This is a genomic window from Arthrobacter sp. 10T419 (assembly GCF_056394105.1).
In genome coordinates this window covers 145,798-162,320 of sequence record NZ_JBFTHF010000010.1, presented here as the reverse complement: position 1 = coordinate 162,320, position 16,523 = coordinate 145,798, and the positions used below count along the sequence as shown (strand labels likewise).

Annotated in this window: 17 protein-coding genes and 1 tRNA gene; 11 read left to right on the top strand and 7 right to left on the bottom strand. The window is 68.3% G+C overall.

The window, feature by feature from the left end:
* Window positions 1-273: 273 nt before the first annotated feature.
* Complete coding sequence (locus AC1DBD_RS16060) at window positions 274-855, top strand: hypothetical protein (RefSeq protein WP_476893027.1); 582 nt, start codon at window positions 274-276, stop codon at window positions 853-855.
* A 103-nt stretch (window positions 856-958) separates the two neighbouring features.
* Here the strand turns inward: AC1DBD_RS16060 and AC1DBD_RS16055 are convergent, their stop codons facing one another.
* Both AC1DBD_RS16055 and AC1DBD_RS16050 read right to left on the bottom strand, forming a co-directional pair.
* Window positions 959-1,639, bottom strand: coding sequence for a response regulator transcription factor (locus tag AC1DBD_RS16055; protein WP_175324033.1), 681 nt, complete (start codon window positions 1,637-1,639; stop codon window positions 959-961).
* Window positions 1,636-2,850, bottom strand: coding sequence for a sensor histidine kinase (locus AC1DBD_RS16050; RefSeq protein WP_476909061.1), 1,215 nt, complete (start codon window positions 2,848-2,850; stop codon window positions 1,636-1,638). The genes AC1DBD_RS16055 and AC1DBD_RS16050 overlap by 4 nt, the downstream gene beginning before the upstream one ends.
* 206 nt (window positions 2,851-3,056) lie before the next feature.
* Here AC1DBD_RS16050 and phoU point away from each other — a divergent pair, with 206 nt between their 5' ends.
* On the top strand, window positions 3,057-3,719 hold the full coding sequence (gene phoU, locus AC1DBD_RS16045) for a phosphate signaling complex protein PhoU (RefSeq protein ID WP_441419042.1): 663 nt from the start codon (window positions 3,057-3,059) through the stop codon (window positions 3,717-3,719).
* Window positions 3,720-3,812: 93 nt separating this feature from the next.
* Here phoU and AC1DBD_RS16040 read toward each other — a convergent pair whose 3' ends face one another.
* A complete protein-coding gene (locus AC1DBD_RS16040; protein WP_175324031.1) occupies window positions 3,813-4,559 on the bottom strand; it encodes a phosphoglyceromutase in 747 nt (248 codons plus the stop codon).
* A 142-nt stretch (window positions 4,560-4,701) separates the two neighbouring features.
* On the opposite strand from AC1DBD_RS16040, the gene AC1DBD_RS16035 reads away from it, so the two are divergent.
* Window positions 4,702-5,577 (top strand): class I SAM-dependent methyltransferase, encoded by an 876-nt coding sequence (locus AC1DBD_RS16035; protein ID WP_476982493.1) that lies wholly within the window; start codon window positions 4,702-4,704, stop codon window positions 5,575-5,577.
* Here AC1DBD_RS16035 and AC1DBD_RS16030 read toward each other — a convergent pair.
* Together AC1DBD_RS16030 and AC1DBD_RS16025 are read right to left on the bottom strand one after the other, a co-directional pair.
* A complete protein-coding gene (locus AC1DBD_RS16030) occupies window positions 5,562-5,915 on the bottom strand; it encodes a DUF2516 family protein (protein WP_441419040.1) in 354 nt (117 codons plus the stop codon). The two genes, AC1DBD_RS16035 and AC1DBD_RS16030, sit on opposite strands and share 16 nt — an antisense overlap.
* 9 nt (window positions 5,916-5,924) lie before the next feature.
* Window positions 5,925-7,121, bottom strand: coding sequence for a trans-sulfuration enzyme family protein (locus tag AC1DBD_RS16025; protein WP_441419039.1), 1,197 nt, complete (start codon window positions 7,119-7,121; stop codon window positions 5,925-5,927).
* 89 nt (window positions 7,122-7,210) lie between these two features.
* Between AC1DBD_RS16025 and tmk the strand changes: the two genes are divergently transcribed.
* The 5 genes from tmk (at window position 7,211) to AC1DBD_RS16000 (ending at window position 12,394) form a co-directional block, all read left to right on the top strand.
* Window positions 7,211-7,879 (top strand): dTMP kinase, encoded by a 669-nt coding sequence (tmk, locus tag AC1DBD_RS16020; protein ID WP_441419038.1) that lies wholly within the window; start codon window positions 7,211-7,213, stop codon window positions 7,877-7,879.
* Complete coding sequence (locus AC1DBD_RS16015; RefSeq protein WP_476909047.1) at window positions 7,876-9,018, top strand: DNA polymerase III subunit delta'; 1,143 nt, start codon at window positions 7,876-7,878, stop codon at window positions 9,016-9,018. Before tmk ends, AC1DBD_RS16015 begins: the two co-directional genes overlap by 4 nt.
* A gap of 61 nt (window positions 9,019-9,079) precedes the next feature.
* Entirely contained in the window at window positions 9,080-10,663 is a 1,584-nt protein-coding gene (locus tag AC1DBD_RS16010; RefSeq protein WP_476909046.1) for an alpha/beta hydrolase, read from the top strand.
* Between the two features lie 103 nt (window positions 10,664-10,766).
* A tRNA-Thr gene (locus tag AC1DBD_RS16005) sits at window positions 10,767-10,839 on the top strand.
* A gap of 256 nt (window positions 10,840-11,095) precedes the next feature.
* The gene (locus tag AC1DBD_RS16000) at window positions 11,096-12,394 is read left to right on the top strand and encodes an MFS transporter (RefSeq protein ID WP_441419035.1); all 1,299 of its coding nucleotides are present in this window, start codon (window positions 11,096-11,098) and stop codon (window positions 12,392-12,394) included.
* Window positions 12,395-12,441: 47 nt separating this feature from the next.
* On the opposite strand, the gene AC1DBD_RS15995 is transcribed toward AC1DBD_RS16000, so the two are convergent.
* The gene (locus AC1DBD_RS15995) at window positions 12,442-12,915 is read right to left on the bottom strand and encodes a hypothetical protein (protein WP_441419034.1); all 474 of its coding nucleotides are present in this window, start codon (window positions 12,913-12,915) and stop codon (window positions 12,442-12,444) included.
* Between the two features lie 70 nt (window positions 12,916-12,985).
* On the opposite strand from AC1DBD_RS15995, the gene AC1DBD_RS15990 reads away from it, so the two are divergent.
* The 3 genes from AC1DBD_RS15990 (at window position 12,986) to AC1DBD_RS15980 (ending at window position 15,481) form a co-directional block, all read left to right on the top strand.
* Window positions 12,986-13,951, top strand: a complete 966-nt coding sequence (locus AC1DBD_RS15990; RefSeq protein WP_476982492.1) for a hypothetical protein — start codon at window positions 12,986-12,988, stop codon at window positions 13,949-13,951.
* Window positions 13,952-13,987: 36 nt separating this feature from the next.
* A complete protein-coding gene (locus AC1DBD_RS15985) occupies window positions 13,988-14,227 on the top strand; it encodes a hypothetical protein (RefSeq protein ID WP_476909044.1) in 240 nt (79 codons plus the stop codon).
* Between the two features lie 174 nt (window positions 14,228-14,401).
* The gene (locus AC1DBD_RS15980; RefSeq protein WP_476909043.1) at window positions 14,402-15,481 is read left to right on the top strand and encodes a TRAP transporter substrate-binding protein; all 1,080 of its coding nucleotides are present in this window, start codon (window positions 14,402-14,404) and stop codon (window positions 15,479-15,481) included.
* A 121-nt stretch (window positions 15,482-15,602) separates the two neighbouring features.
* Here AC1DBD_RS15980 and AC1DBD_RS15975 read toward each other — a convergent pair whose 3' ends face one another.
* Entirely contained in the window at window positions 15,603-16,448 is an 846-nt protein-coding gene (locus AC1DBD_RS15975; protein WP_441419030.1) for an aldo/keto reductase, read from the bottom strand.
* Window positions 16,449-16,523: the final 75 nt, after the last annotated feature.

Here is a 16,523-nt window from a genome sequence, read left to right as displayed (position 1 = left end):
TTAAAACCCTTGACGGATGCGGATAATAGTGCATTGGCCACCCGCTGCCAAGAGCCGCACGGTTCGACGCCGGACGGCCCCTGGGCGGGGCGGCTGCCGGTTCCACAGCCGGGCTGGCAGCCGGACCGGCAGCCGGACCGGCAGCCGGTCCCGCTCCCCTGCGGGCGCCTTTGTGTACTCCCCCGAATCCGCGTTTGCGCTCCATTGCGGATAGGCTATGGCTGAATAATGTTTCAAGACTCTCAAGGAGTGCGTGACGTGCGTTTCACTGCGATGACCCGGGGCCGGCGCGGCAAGCTGGCAATGGCAACGGCTGCACTTGGCATTGGCCTGCTGTCGGTGACCGGCTGCGGCTATATCAATGCCCAGCAGACCACTGAGCAGTACTCGGCGTCGGACGGGACCCGGACCGACCTCGGACCGCTCCAGCTCCGCAACATGATGATCATCTCCGACGGCGAGGACAAGCCGGGCCGCGTCATCGGTGCCGTGTACAACACCTCCGCCAATGATGTGAAGCTGACCATCAACGGTGCCGGCGGATCCCAGACCCAGGTTCCGGTTAAGAAGAACTCCTACGTCCTGCTCAACGATTCCGCCGACCCGGCGATCCTGAGCACCTCCGGCGGCAAGCCCGGCTCCCTGGTCGAGGTCACGATCCGCGAAGACGGCACCAACTTGGACGCCAAGTTCAAGATGCCCGTCCTGGACGCCACGATCACGGACTACAAGAAGTACCTGCCCACCGCCGAGCCCACCAGCTCCAGCACCGCCTCGGGTACGGCCACGCCGTCGCCGTCGTCGACTCCGTCGGAAACCCCCACGGAGACTCCGTCGGCCACTCCGACTCCGTAGCACTCCAGTACGCAAAAGGAGGGGCACCCGCACCGGGTGCCCCTCCTTTTGCGTTCCTGTGGCTTGCGTTCCGCAGCCCTGAGGGCGCCCGGGCGCCTGGCGCCTAGGGTTCGAACTTGTAGCCCAGCCCGCGGACCGTGATCAGGTACCGCGGGGCCGAGGGGTCCGGTTCGATCTTGCTGCGCAACCGCTTGATGTGCACGTCCAGGGTCTTGGTGTCGCCGACATAGTCAGAGCCCCAGACCCGGTCGATGAGCTGTCCGCGGGTGAGAACCCGGCCGGAGTTGCGCAGCAGCATCTCGAGCAGCTCGAATTCCTTGAGCGGCAGTGACACCTGTTCGCCATTCACGCTGACCACGTGCCGCTCGATGTCCATCCGCACCGGCCCGGCCTGGACGGTGCTGGAGACCAGTTCCTCGGGCTCGCCGTGGCGGCGCAGCACGGCCCGGACCCGGGCCACCAGCTCCCGGGAAGAATAGGGCTTCGTGACGTAGTCGTCGGCACCCAGTTCAAGGCCCACCACTTTGTCGATCTCAGCGTCTTTGGCTGTCAGCATGATCACCGGCACGGAGGATCGTTGGCGCAGCTGGCGGCAAACCTCGGTCCCGGACTGGCCGGGCAGCTGCAGGTCCAAGAGGACCAGGTCGGCGCCGTTGCGGTCGAACTCAGTGATGGCGTCGAGTCCGTTGTCCACGACCTCCACCTCGAATCCTTCCTTGCCCAGCAGGTAGGAGAGGGGGTCGCTGAACGATTCCTCGTCCTCGACAATAAGAATCCGGCTCAAGCGCTAGCTCCTTGTTCATGGACGCCGGCGGCGTCGCGTCGGTCGTGTCGTGCATTTGCCGCGGATCGGCGGGGATCCGCGGCGGGGTCGTCCTGTCCCTCCATCTCCGGGAGGCGGATGGTGAAGGTGGAACCCTGCCCGGGCTGGGACCAGAGCGTCACCTCCCCGCCGTGGTTGGCCATCACATGCTTGACGATGCTCAGGCCAAGGCCGGTGCCGCCGGTGTGGCGGGAGCGGGCGGAGTCCACGCGGTAGAAGCGTTCAAAGACGCGTTCCTGGTCCTCGGGGCTGAGTCCCTCGCCCTGGTCGGTCACGGAGACGGCTACCAGGCCGTCCCGGGCGCGCACGCCGACGCCCACCCGGGTGTTCTCCGGCGAGTATCGGATCGCGTTGTCGATCAGGTTGCGCAGCGCGGTCACGAGCAGGTCCTGGTCGCCGTAGACCATCGCGTCGGTCCGGCCGCCGACCACGATCTCGATGTTCTTGCTTTCGGCGGGAAGCTGGGACCGGTCCACGGCCTCGGCGACCACCTTGTTGATGTCCACGGGGTGGGCCTGCTGGGCCACGTTCGCCCCCTGCAGCCGGGAAAGTTCGATGATGTCCTGCACGAGGGCGGCCAGCCGGGTGGATTCCTTGTGCATGCGCTTGGCAAACCGGCGGACGGCTTCCTCGTCATCGGGCGAGGCTTCCAACGCTTCGGCCAGCAGCGAGATGGCGCCGACGGGGGTCTTCAGCTCGTGCGAGACGTTGGCGACGAAGTCGTTGCGGATCTCTTCGGTGCGGGTGATCTCGGTGCGGTCGTCCGCGAGCAGCAGGATATATTCCTCGCCGAGCATGGCTGCGCGGACCTGCACCACTATGGTTCCCTGGCCCAGCGGGCCGCGCGGCAGCTCCAGCTGTTTCTCCAGGATCACACCGTCGCGCCGGACCTTGCCGGTCATTTCGAGCAACTGCTGGTGCACCACGGTATGCCCCCGCACCAGGCCGTAGGCGTAGGCGGCCGGGCTGGCGCGCACAACGCCGTCGATCGCGTCCACCACCACGAAGGCGCGCCCCACGACGGCCAGCACCTCGGCGGCGCCCTCCGGGAGCGAGGGATCGCCGGTCTCGACGTCGCTGATTTTGCGCTGCTGCTCACTGATCCGGAAGGCGAGCACGCCAAATATACCGAGCGACAGGCCGACCAGGCCCGCGATCACACCGATGAGCATTGGATCCACGGCTCCAGCTTATGCGCTGCGGCCCGCCGGAAATCGAAAACTTGTGCGATTGCGGCGCTGGTTCAGCTAACGTTCACCTATTGAGGCGTAACAGTTCACCGGAGGCTGGAAGGGTGGCAGGTTGAACGCCGCTACGGTGAAACGAAACGGCCGGGCGCCGAGGTGCCCGGCAATGTTTCCGAGGAAAGGACGCACCCGTGCGTAAGGTTTTTCAGGAAGAGCTCGCCCAGGTCGGTGAGCAGCTCGTCGAAATTTCGAAGCTCGTCAGCGAGGCCTTTGAGAAGGCCACAACAGCCTTCGAGGGCGCCGACATCGACCTCGCCGAGGACGTCATCGCGGCCGACGCCCGGATCGATTTCCTGCAGAACAGCCTCGACGAGCGTGCCATCGACATCCTCGCCCTGCAAGGCCCGGTGGCCAGCGACCTGCGCATGATCGTGGGTTCGCTCCGGATGAGCGCCTCGCTGGAGCGGATGGGCGACCTCGCCCGGCACATCGCCCAGCTCGCCCGGCTCCGCTACCCGGCGAACGTGGTCCCGCAGCAGCTGCAGGAGACTTTCAAGAGCTTCGCCAAGCACGACCTGGAAATCGCGCAGAAGCTCACCGTGCTGCTGGAGACCCGCGACCTCGAGGTGGCCCGTGACATCCTCAAGGCCAACAGCGCCGTCAACGACCTGCACCTGAGCGTCTTCAAGGCGATCGCGCGCAGCGACTGGGCGGAATCCGCGGCCACCACCGTGGACGTCGCCCTGGCCAGCCGCTACTTCGAGCGCTTCGCGGACCACGGCGTTTCCGTCGCGCAGAAGGTCACCTACCTGGTCACCGGCGCGTGGCACCCGAACAGCATCGAGCACAGCTGACGGCCCAGCCGTCCCCAAAGCAGCAGGTACGACGGCGGCCGGTCACCTTGGAGGTGACCGGCCGCCGTCGTCGTATCCGGGGTGCGAAAGGCGTTACTTCTTGCCCTGGTTTGCCACTGCCTTGATGGATTCGGCGGCGGCCTCGGGGTCGAGGTAGGTGCCGCCCGGATTCAGCGGCTTGAAGTTCTCGTCCAGTTCGTAGACGAGCGGGATGCCGGTGGGGATGTTCAGCCCGGCGATGTCCTCGTCGCTGATGCCGTCAAGGTGCTTGACCAGCGCGCGCAGGGAGTTGCCGTGGGCGGTGACCAGCACGGTCTTGCCGGCCTTGAGGTCTTCCTTGATGTCCGATTCCCAGTAGGGCAGCAGCCGGACCAGGACGTCCTTGAGGCATTCGGTCCGCGGCACCGCGTCGCCGAGATCCTTGTAGCGCGGATCCCCCACCTGGGAGAACTCCGAGTCGTCCGCGAGAGGCGGCGGCGGGGTGTCGTAGGAACGGCGCCAGGTCATGAACTGCTCCTCGCCGTATTCGGCCAGGGTCTGGGCCTTGTCCTTGCCCTGCAGCGCGCCGTAGTGGCGCTCGTTGAGGCGCCAGTCGCGCTTGACGTCGATCCAGCCGCGGTCCGCCTTCTCCAGCGCGAGGTTTGCGGTGTTGATGGCCCGCTTCAGGCGCGAGGTGTAGAGGATGTCCGGGAGGATGTTGTTCTCCACCAGCAGCTCGCCGCCGCGTACCGCCTCGGCACGGCCCTGGTCGTTCAGGTCGACGTCCACCCAGCCGGTGAACAGGTTCTTGGCGTTCCATTCGCTGTGGCCGTGGCGCAGCAGAATCAGCTTGTAAGTCATGCTTTTCATCCTAGCCGAGCGGTCCCGGGCCGTGCCGAGCGTTACACCCACGGCTGCTACCGCGACGCGGGGTCAGCTACGGCCCATCCCCGGGCCCGGCATGGACCGTATCTGACCCCGCGTTGGACGATAGGGTTGGCGTGTGGTGCAGAAAGCTGAGCGGGTGGTGTCACCCGGGACCCGGGGCGGGACGGGTGGCGGCACCCGGTCTAGCCGGCCCGTGGGCAACGTGACCCGCGGAACCACCAACCCGAACCGGATGCGGCGGGTCGACCGCTGGCTCACCGGGCCGCAGGCCTGGCGCTTGCGCGGCGCGAAGGATCCGCTCGTCGTCGACCTCGGCTACGGCGCGTCCCCGGCCACCGCCGTCGAACTCTTTGAACGCCTCTCCGCCATCCGCGCCGACGTGCGCGTAGTCGGAATTGAGATTGAGCCGGAGCGGGTCCGGCAGGCCAAGGCGCTGGAGCGTCCCGGGCTCAGCTTCCAGCTGGGCGGCTTCGAACTCCCGGTTCCGGGCCGGCCGGTGCTGGTGCGGGCCTTCAATGTCCTGCGGCAGTACGAGGAGGCGGATGTGCCCGCCATCTGGCGGCTGGTGCAGGACCGGCTGGCCCCCGGCGGCCTGTTCATCGACGGCACCTGTGACGAGATCGGACGCCGGGTTACCTGGGTGGCGCTCGACGACGTGCGGCCGCTGAGCCTGGGGCTGTCCATGCGCTTCGGCGGCTTCGAGCTGCCCTCGGATATCGCCGAACGGCTGCCGAAAGCGCTTATCCACCGGAACGTGCCCGGCGAGAAAATCCATTCCTACCTGCAGGCGCTGGACAAGGCCTGGCTTGAGGCGGCGCCGCTGGCCTCGTTTGGGAACCGGCAGCGCTGGACGGCAATGTGCCGTGCACTGCGCGACGGCGGCTGGCCAGTGCAGGACGGCCCGGCGCGGTGGCGCCTGGGTGAGCTGACCGTGGACTGGGAAGCCGTGGCGCCTGACGGACTACAGCAGGCAGGTCACCAGGGGCCGTAGGGCCCCATGTTGCGGCTGCCGCCGCGGCCGGCATCCTTCACCGCGGGACGGACATCGGCGAGGTAGACGGATGCGGCCGTCACGGCCGCGAGGCCGAAGAGCCCCAGCGGGCCGAAGAACCCGCCGCCGCCGCCGACAATGGACAGCAGGCCGATGAAGAGGGCACCCCCGGTCAGGGCGAGCCAGAACGTCTTGGTCCGCTTGGACACCGCCTCGAAGGCGTTGGCCTTGTGCCGCAGGCAATCGAAGAACGCCCACACCTCAAGCCCCAGTGCCACGAGCGCCAGCAGGAAGTAGATCCCTCTATCGGCAATTTCAATCAGCGTTCTTCCGTCCATGCCCCCAGCCTAGCCGTCCAGTGTTGCCAAAGCCTGCTGCAAATCGGCCCACAGGTCCTCGACGTTTTCAATTCCGACACTCAGCCGGACCAGGTTCTCCGGTACGCTCTCCGGCTCCGCCGTGTGCCGGCGGCGGCGCTCGATCAGGGATTCCACCCCGCCCAGCGAGGTGGCCGGCAGCCATAACTGCAGGGCCCGGATCATCCGGTCGGCCGCCTCCGCGCCGCTGAACCCGCCGTCGGGGCCGTCCCCCGGGGCCATTTCGATGCACAGCACGGAACCGAAGCCCTTCATCTGCGCCTTGGCCCGTTCGTGGCCGGGGTCCGAGGGCAGGCCCGGGTACCGGATGCTGCCGACCTGCGGGTGCCGGCTCAGCCGCTCCGCGAGCACCGCCGCGGATGCCTGCGAGCGCTCAATCCGCAGGGCCAGGGTGCGCAGCCCCCGCAGCGCCAGCCATGCCTCGAACGGCCCGGCGATGCCGCCGTGGATGGTTCGGTGGTGCAGCAGCCTGGCGTGGAGCTCGGCGTCGGAGGTCACGAGGGCGCCCAGCACGACGTCGGAATGGCCGGAGAGGTACTTGGTGACCGAGTGCAGGACGACGTCGGAGCCGAGGCTGAGCGGCTGCTGCACGAGCGGGGTGGAGAAGGTGTTGTCGGTGACGACGAGGGCGCCGGCCGCGTGCGCTGCAGCGGTGAGCGCACGGATGTCCGCGACGCCGAGCATCGGGTTGGTGGGGCTCTCCAGCCACAGCATGCTGGCAGGCGTTCCGCCGGCGGGCGCCAGCTGTTCCAGCACGGCGTCGGTGTCCGCAATGTCCACGGTGCGCAGCTCCAGCGCACCCTTCTGCGCCAGTTCCGTCGCCATCACGAGCGAACCGGCGTAACTGTGGGACGGCATTACCAGCACCCCCTGCGCCGGAACCAGGGACAGCGCGGAACTTACGGCGGCGAGGCCGGAGGCGTACAGCAGGCCCGGCAGCGTGGCGCCTTCCAGCTGTGCCAGGGCCTGTTCGAAGGGGTCCCAGCTGGGGTTGGAATACCGGCCGTAGCCGCGGTCGCCGGGGCCCAAGGGACCGGTGCCGAAATAGGTCGAGGACAGCACGATCGGCGGGTTGACCGGGGCGTCGCGTTCGCGCGGAGGACGGCCTGCGGCCACCACCACGGTTTCGGCCGAGAGCGAGGCTGCCTGTTCTTCGGAGAGACTCATGGTGACAGGGTACTTCGGAGCCGCGCCGGGCCCGTAAGGCGTTACGCGCTGGCCGCCATGGTGTCGGTGATTGTCGGTAGGCTAGAGCAGTGACTACCCAGACTCCCGGACCCTTCCCCGGACTGTTCATTGCCTTTGAGGGCGGCGACGGTGCCGGCAAGTCCACCCAGGCCGCGGAGCTCGCCGGAGCACTCGAGTCCCGCGGGCTGACGGTGCTGCGGACGCGGGAACCGGGCGGCACGCCGATCGGCGAGAAGCTTCGGTCCCTGGTGCTGGATCATGGCCACGGGCACATCGACGCCCACACCGAGGCCCTGATCTTTGCAGCGTCCCGCGCCGCGCACGCCGCGCAGGTCATCCGTCCGGCGCTGGAGCGGGGCGAGGTGGTCCTCACCGACCGGTACATCGACTCCTCGGTCGCCTACCAGGGCGCGGGCCGGCACCTCGGCACGGATGCGGTGCGTGAGATCAATGACTGGGCCACCTCCGGCCTGCAGCCGGACCTGACGGTGTTGCTTGACGTCGACCCTGCCGACGGGCGCCGGCGCCGGACCGCCGGCGACGCCGCGGAGGACCGGCTCGAATCCGAGGCCGACGACTTCCACGCCAGGATCCGCGCCGCTTTCCTGGCGCTGGCGGCGGCCCGGCCGGAAAAATACCTGGTTCTCGCGGCGCACCTGCCCGTGTCGGAGCTGGCTGCCCGGATCCTCGAACGGGTCGAGACGCTGCTCTCGCTCCGTCAAAGCAGCTCGGCATGAGCGTCTGGGACGACCTCCAGGGCCAGCCGGCCGTCGTCGCCCAACTGCGCCAGGCCGCGGAGGGCGACGGTCTCACGCACGCCTGGCTGTTCACCGGCCCGCCGGGATCCGGCCGGTCCAACGCCGCGAAGGCCTTTGCCGCGGCACTGAACTGCGACCAGGAAGACATCACGAAGCGCGGCTGCGGCGAATGCCCTGCGTGCCAGACCATCGTTGGCGAGACGCACTCCGATGTCACGTTCGTGCGCACCGAGAAGGTCACCATCACGATCGACGAGGCCCGCGAACTGGTCTCGACCGCGGGCAACCGTCCCTCCTCCGCCCGCTGGCGCATCATCGTCGTCGAAGACGCGGACCGGATGGCGGAGCGCACCACCAACGTGCTGCTCAAGGCCATCGAGGAGCCCACCCCGCGCACCATCTGGATGCTGTGCGCGCCGTCTCCCGCGGATGTGCTCGTGACCATCCGTTCCCGTTGCCGCCCGGTGGCGCTGCGGCTCCCGCCGGCGGCCGACGTTGCGGCCCTCCTGGTCAAGCGCGACGGCGTAGAACCGGAGGTTGCCGAACGCGCCGCCCGCGCCGCGCAAAGCCACGTGGGAATCGCCCGCCGGCTGGCGAAGGACCCGGAGGCCCGCGAACGCCGGCTGGAGACCGTACGGTTCCCGCTGCACCTGCGGGGCATCACCGCGGCCGTGATGATGGCGGACAAGCTCGTCAAGATCGCCACGGAGGAAGCCAACAGCTCCAACGACGAGCGCGACGCCGCCGAAAAGGCGGCGCTGCTCGCCACGCTGGGGGCACCCGAAAGCGGGCCGCTCCCGCCGGCCATGCGCGGGCAGGTCAAGCAGCTCGAGGACGACCAGAAGCGGCGTGCCAAGCGCTCCGTCACCGACTCGCTTGACCGTACCCTGACCGACCTGCTGTCCTTTTACCGGGATGTGCTGATCATCCAGATGGGGAACGCCGTGGAACTGGTCAACGTTGAGCTGAGGAGCGAGCTGCAGGAATTCGCCGGGCGCTCAACGGCCGAGGTGACACTTGCCCGGATGGATGCCATCAACAAGGCCCGCAAACGGATCACGACGACCAATGTGGCCCCGCTGCTGGCCGTCGAGTCCATGGCCGCCAGCCTGATCTGACCCGTCAGCAACGCTCCACCCGCTTCGATCCGCCCAGTTCCACATCCCCAAGGAGAACCGCATGACGTCAGCACCACCACCCCCGGCAGGCAGCCGAACCTTGGGGCTCGGGGTGCGGGCTGCCGGCGCCTTGGCGCTGGGCCTGGTGCTGTCCCTGGTGCTGTCTTCCTGCACGCTTTTCGGCTCCGGCGACGGCGGCCCAAAGAGCTCCTCCGCAACGGCCGACCCTTCGATCGCCGCAGCCGCCCCGGCCGAGCTGCGGAGCTACTACTCCCAGCAGCTCAAATGGTCGGCCTGCGAGGGGGACTTCCAGTGCGCCAACGTCAAGGTTCCGCTGGACTACAGCAAGCCCGACGGCGACACGATCGAACTTGCCGTCATCAAACTGGCATCGAAGGGCGGCAACAAGAAGGGCAGCCTGCTGGTTAACCCGGGCGGTCCCGGCGGTTCCGGCTACGACTTCGTCAGGGACGCCGGCTCTACGAACATTTCCGAGAAGGTGCGCTCGAATTACGACGTCGTGGGCTTCGATCCGCGCGGGGTGAAGCGCTCCGCTCCGGTCACCTGCCTCACCGACCGGGAACGCGACGCCAACCGCGCCAAGATCTACAAGCTGGACACCGACGCAGGACTGGCCGAAGCCTTCGCGGACAACAAAGCCATCGCCGCCAAGTGTGCCGAGAAGACCGGGCCGGTCCTGGGCCACGTCGACACCGTCAGCGCCGCCAAGGACCTCGACGTCCTCCGCGGCGTCCTGAACGACACCAAGCTGAACTACCTGGGCTACTCGTACGGCACCTTCCTCGGCTCGACCTACGCCTCGCTTTTCCCGGACAACGTGGGCCGGATGGTCCTGGACGGCGCCCTGGACCCCTCCCTGAGCAATGAGGAGCTGACCGCAGGCCAGGCGAAGGCTTTCGAGAAGGCCATCCACGCCTATGCGACCAGTTGCCTCCAAAACAGCGGCTGCCCGTTGAGCGGAACCCCGGACGAGGCCGTCCGGCAGATCCAGGACCTCATCGCGGCCGTGGAAGCCAACCCGCAGCCGGCCAAGGACGGCCGGCTGGTCAACGCGTCCATGTTCGTCAGCGGCTTCATCCTGCCGTTCTACAACGACGACAACTGGCCCGTGCTGACCCAGGCCCTGGACAGCGCGATGAAAGGCGATCTGTCCCCGATGCTCCGGCTGTCCGACTTCGGCGCGGACCGCGAGCCGAACGGCACCTACTCGGCAAACTCTGCGTTCGCCTTCAATGCCATCAACTGCCTCGACTACTCGATGGAAACCGGCACGGCGGCGATGCGGACCGAGGAGAAGCGGCTCCGCCAACTCTCCCCCACTCTGGGCTACTACTTTGCGTACGGCGGCACGAGCTGCAAGGACTGGCCCTACAAGAGCCTCCGCACCCCGGCTCCGGCCCAGTACAAGGGCACGGCCGACATCCTGGTCGTGGGCACCACCGGCGACCCCGCCACACCGTACGAATGGGCCGTCGCCCTGCGCAAGCAACTGGGCACCGCCGCGCTGCTGACCTGGAAGGGCGAGGGCCACACCGCCTACGGCCGTTCCAACAGCTGCGTTGAGAAGGCCGTGGACGGGTACCTCGTGGACGGCAAGACACCGGCGGACAACACCGTCTGCTGACCGGTCCACGGCACCCTCGCGGCTCATTTTGACCCGGGCGCGGGGACTCCATTACAGTTGTCTCTTGCATGATCCGCCCGGTTCGCCGGGGTTTCACGCGGTTGCTTCCTTAGCTCAGTCGGTAGAGCGTCTCACTCGTAATGAGAAGGTCATCAGTTCGATTCTGATAGGAAGCTCGGAAGTTCGAAGCAAAGAACCCCTGGAAATCATTGATTTCCAGGGGTTCTTTGCTGTCCGCCCACGCGGTCCGGTCCGGCCCGGGATGCGGGTCCGGGTCCGGGTCCGGGGGGACTTCGACACGGGCACGCCGGGCACGTAGCGGCCGGCGTGCCCGCGTTTGGTCCAATAGTGCCCGGGGCTGCGGCCGCGGCATGCACGGCCCGGACCCCGGCTGCTCTTGTCATTCACGTCCCCGTCCGCGACCCTTGGGAAATGGACCGGCCTGAGCGCGAGGTGCCCGCCCCTCCCGGGCCGGACCCCGCCGCGACGCCGACCGGACCCGGGATGGCAGCACCGGGACCGGCACCGGCCGCGTCCCCCACTGCATCACGGGCAGGCGGCCGCCGGCCGTGGGGCACGGTGGTGGGCTTCGGGCTGGTCAGCCTGGCGACCGACGTCGTCTCCGACGGCGCCCGCCCGCTCGCCGGACCGCTGCTGGCGCAGCTCGGCGCCTCCGCGCTCATCGTAGGGCTTGTCACCGGCGGGGCCGAGGCAGCGGCGCAGGGCCTGCGCTTGGTCTTTGGGCCCTGGGCGGACCGCACCCGCCGGTACTGGACCTTCACGCTGGCGGGCTACGCCCTGACGGCGCTCTGCGTGCCGCTGCTGGCCGTCGCCCCGGCCGCGGGTGCCGCCGGGCTGGTCCTGGCGTCGGCGCTGATCATCGGGGACCGGGTGGGCAAGGCCGTGCGGAGCCCGGCAAAGACCGTGCTGCTCGCCTCAGTGGCCAAGCGGGTGGGGCGCGGCCGCGGCTTCGCCGTGCACAAGTCCCTGGATCTCACCGGCGCGCTCCTCGGTCCGCTGATCGTGGCGGCCGTGCTGGCGGCCACCGGCCTCATCTCGGCCGCTTTCGCGGTCCTGGCTGTTCCCGCTGTGGTGGCGCTCGCGCTGTTGCTCTGGTTGCGCCGCCGCGTCGCGGAGCCCGGCGGCACTCCGGCGCCGCCTGGAACGGCGGGCAAACCGCCGTCGTTGTTCACCGGCGTTTTCCTGCTGTTCGCGGTGTGCGCCTTCTTTTGGAGTGCGGGTCTGGTGGCTTTCGGCGTGATTTCCTACCATTTGACCGCTGCTGTGGCGGTTCCGGCGCCCGTGGTGCCGCTGCTCTACGCCGCGGCCATGGGCGCGGCGGCACTCGGCGCGCTGGGGAGCGGCTTCCTCTACGACCGCGCGGGCCCGGCCGTATTGCTGGCGCTGCCGGTGCTGATTGCGGCCGTGCCCGTACTGGCATTCTCCACCGGCGTGGCCCTGGTGGTGGCTGGCGTGGCCAGCTGGGGCGCCGCCACCGGAATCCAGGACTCGACGGTCAAGGCGCTCGTGGCGGACCTCGTGCCGGAGCCGCGGCAGGGATCGGCGTACGGGGTCTTCGCGGCTTTCGAGGGAGCCGGCGCGCTGGCCGGCGGCGCGCTCTATGGCGCCCTCTACGGGGCGTGGCCCGCGCTGATCGCAGCGGTCGCCGCGCTGCAGGCGGCTGCCCTGGTGCTGCTGCTCATGACAGTGCGAAGGGCGCGCCGGGCCTGAGGCCCGGGCGCGCCCCTCGGAATGGTCAGTGCACCGTCAGCGCACCGTCAGCGTGCCCACACGGACGCGGCGCCGGAGTGCCCGGTGATGATGCTCTGGTACAGGAAGAAGGCGCCGGCCAAGGCTCCTGCAACCAGCAAGACGGTCCGCAGGACCCGGTTTTCGCGCAGGCCGCCGAGGAAGGCGAAGCGCCGGCCGATCGGTTCGAAGCTCACGATAATCATCGCCGCGACGATCACGAAGAAGATGATCGACACCACCTTCAGCACGTCACCTTGTTCGGCATGTTCCCGGACCAATTCCGTCGATGGACGGGCCTTCTGCAGCTGCTCCCCCGCCTGCGCGGTGATGAGCGCGACCGGAACCAGCCCCAGCGAGAGAACACCCAGCGGCCAGGCCAGGTACCGCCGCCAGCGGGTTACGGCAGCGTAGGCGATGGCGGCGAGGCCGGCGATCGGGCCAAGCACAACGACGGCGTGGACCAGAAGGATGTGGGCCGGGAGGCCGCCTATTTCAATCACGTGGAATCTCCTACGGTGGACGTGTGCTGCGCGCCCCCGGCGTGGGGGCCGGAGCTTCTATGATTCTTGCATGGCAAAACGTGAGCTCGCGGACATTGCGGCGCAGCTCTACGGGATGCCGTTCGACGGCTTTGTCGCAGGCCGCAATGCCGCGGCCAAGGAACTGCTCTCCGCAACGCCCGCGACGCCGGAGCTACGCTACCGCGCGGCGGAGGTGCGCTCCCTGCCCAAACCCTCGGTGAGCGCCTGGGCCGTCAACATGCTCGCCTGGCGGCGGCCGGAAACACTCCGTGACCTGGCCGAGCTGGGACTCGCAATGCGCCGGGCCCAGGCCTCCCTCGACGCGGCAACGCTCCGCAGCCTCTCCCGCGAACGGCGGACCATGCTGGCCGGCGCGGTCGACGCAGCCCGCGCCGTGGCGGAGCAACAGGGGCGGAAAATCAGCGGCACCGTCGCGGCGGAAGTGGAACAGACCCTGCGTGCGGCCACGGCTGACGAGGGCGCCGCTGCCGCCGTCCGGAGCGGGCGGCTGCTCCGGACGCTCTCCGCCGACGGCGTCGACGTCGTTGACCTCGACGGCGCCGTCGCCGTCCCGGATGCGACCGGGGCAAGGCCGTCGGCCGCTCCCCCGGAGAACGCTGCGCCCCCGGCTCCGGGCACGCCTCCGGCAACCGGCCAGCCGCGCCTGCGGGCCGTCCGGCAGGAACGGCCGGCGCCCAGCCCCTCGGCCAGGGAGCGCGCCCAGGCCGCCCTCCGGCAAGCCACCGACGCCGCCCTTTCCAGCGCCGCCGAGGCAGAACGCGCATCCGGGGAACTAGAGGACGCGACGGACGCTGCGGCTGCACTGACGGAGGAGGCTGCCGGGCTCAGGGAACAGCTGGCGCGTGCCGAGGCCGGGCTGCGGCAGGCCCGAAAGCGGCTCGAACTGGCCTCGGCTGCCGCGCAGCAGGCAGCCCGGACGGCGGAGAAAGACCGCCGCCGGGAGGACCTGGCCCGGGAACGGGTGCTGCGGCTGGGCAACACGCCGGGCGGATGACCACTTACTGTCAGAGGGCGGTTGCAGACTTAATTCATGGAACAGGATCAGGATTTCGAACATCAGGAGTTCACGGCAGCCCGGCAGGCAGCAGCCCCGTCCGCAGCAGAGCATTGGGAAGTCACCTACCTGGACACCGAGTGCGGCCGGATCCGCACCGAAGCGTTCGACGACGCCGCTGGGGCTGAGCGCTTTGCCAGCCGGCGCATCCAGGACGAACACGGCTGGGCGGTCATCGACGCCGTGCTGCCGCGTCAGGGCCGGGCCGCAGCGTAGACGGGAGGGCAACCTCGGACCTCGTGCGAAGGTCCTGGCTCGTCAGGGAGCCCGGAAGTCCGTCCGGATGGCCTGTTGGCGGACGTCCCGAAGGAGTAACTTTCGGAGTGGAGGCTTCCTCTTCTGGTGTCAGCTACGTTGGGAGCTTCGCCTTGGACCCGAAAAGAGGCCAGCATGCAAGCACGGATGCGTGGTGCGGCGATCATGGCGGCGGCAGCCCTAGTCCTGGCGGCGGCCGGATGCGGGGCCAGCGGACTTTCGCAGGCTGATCAGCAGTCCGCTGACGCGATGGTCCTGACCCTGGCCACCGCTGGCGGTCCCGACGGTCATTCCGCAGCGCAAGTCCGGGAATTCGCCAGCCAGGTGAAGGAACTCTCCGGCGGGTCGATCCGGATCGAACTCGTGCTCAGGGCGGCCGCCGACGAAGCAGGCGCATGGGACCAGGCCGTGGCCCAATCCACCGAAGGCGGCGACTTCGACATGGCGCTGGTCCCCACCCGGACCTGGGAGTCGGAGGGTGTCCTGTCCTTCACGGCACTCTCGGCGCCTTTCCTCCGGGCCTCGGACCAGGTGGTGGCGAAGATTGTCGCGCCGGAGATCGCCGGCAGCATGATGGCAGGGCTGAGGCCGATCGGACTCACCGGGCTCGCCCTGCTGCCCGACCGACCGCGGATGCTCTTTTCCTTCGACGGACCCGTAACGGCACCGGCGGACCTGGCCGGAAAAGTTGTCCGCGCCCCCGGTTCCAGCACGGGATACGCGACCCTGAAGGCCTTGGGAGCCAGGCCGCAGTCACTGGCGGGGGAACTTTTCACCGACGCGCTGAACAAGGGCACGGTTAAGGCCGCCGAGTCATCCTTCACCCGGGCCGGAACCTTTCCCCGGCCCAGCACAACCACGGGGAATCTGCCGCTGTACGTAAAGGTCAACTCGCTGGCCATTAACACCAAGACCTATTCGCACCTGGCCGCAGACGACCGGCGGATCCTGATGGAGGCGGCCGCGAAGACCCGGGAAGCAGTAACGAGCTCCATGGTCCACACCGCCGACGAGGCGGCAGCCTACTGCCGAAGCGGCGGCACGATCGTCGCAGCCACGGACGAGCAGATCGCAGCATTCGAAGCTGCGGCGGCCCCGGTCTACGCCCAGCTTGAAAAGGATTCCGCCACGCGGGCACTTATCGCAAAGATCCGCGCCTTCGCCGACGCTCCGGACGGGGCCTTCGACGTCGCCCCCTGCAGTCCCGGCGCCTGACTGCGCGAAGACCACCTGTAGCCGATGCAAAGAAGACCGACGAAAAGAGCGGTCCAGGGCCAATAGCCCTGGACCGCTCACTTCTTACCTCCTGGGAGGAACCCCTAATTTACCGGGATGGCTAGGCGAAGTCGGAGACCGCCGGGTCTGCACCGATGCGGCCGGCGCCCTCTGCGGAGCGGTCCAGACCGTTGATGGCCTGCACGTCCGTCTCGTCGAGGGTGACGTCCAGGGCCGCGTAGTTCTCGCGGATCCGCGATTCGGTGACGGACTTGGGGATCACGACGTTGCCGATCGCGAGGTGCCAGGCGATGACCACCTGCGCCGGCGTGGCGTTGTGCTTGGCCGCGATCTGGGCGATGACCGGGCTTTCCAGCAGCTCGCCGCCCTGGCCCAGCGGCGACCATGCCTCGGTGAGAATGCCCTTGGATGCGTTGAATTCACGCAGCTCCGCCTGGTTGAAGAACGGGTGCAGCTCGATCTGGTGGATCGCCGGAACCACGCCGGTTTCGTCGATCAGGCGCTGCAGCCCCTCCTTGGTGAAGTTGGAGACTCCGATGGTCTTCACGCGGCCCTGCTTCTGCAGCTCGATGAGCGCCTTCCAGGTGTCAACGTACTTGTCCTGCTTGGGCTGCATCCAGTGGATAAGGTAGAGGTCCAGGGTCTCGAGGCCAAGGCGTTCCATGGATTCCTCGAACGCCTTCAGGGTGGACTCGTAGCCCTGGTCCGCGTTCCACAGCTTGGTGGTGATGAAGATTTCCTCCGGCTTCAGGCCCGAACGCTGGATCGCGCGGCCTACCCCGGCTTCATTTCCGTAGATCTTGGCGGTGTCGATGTGCCGGTAGCCGGCCTCGAACGCCTGGACGACGACCTTCTCGGCGATGTCGTCCTCAACTTGCCACACGCCGTAGCCGAGCTGCGGGATGGTGTTGCCGTCATTGAATGTCAGTTCGGGTGAAGAAGTCATTCGTCCATCCTGCCAAGCGGCTGCCCCTCAGGCCAGTGTTTTGACGCCGCTAAGCTAGGCGCTTAACCCGGAATA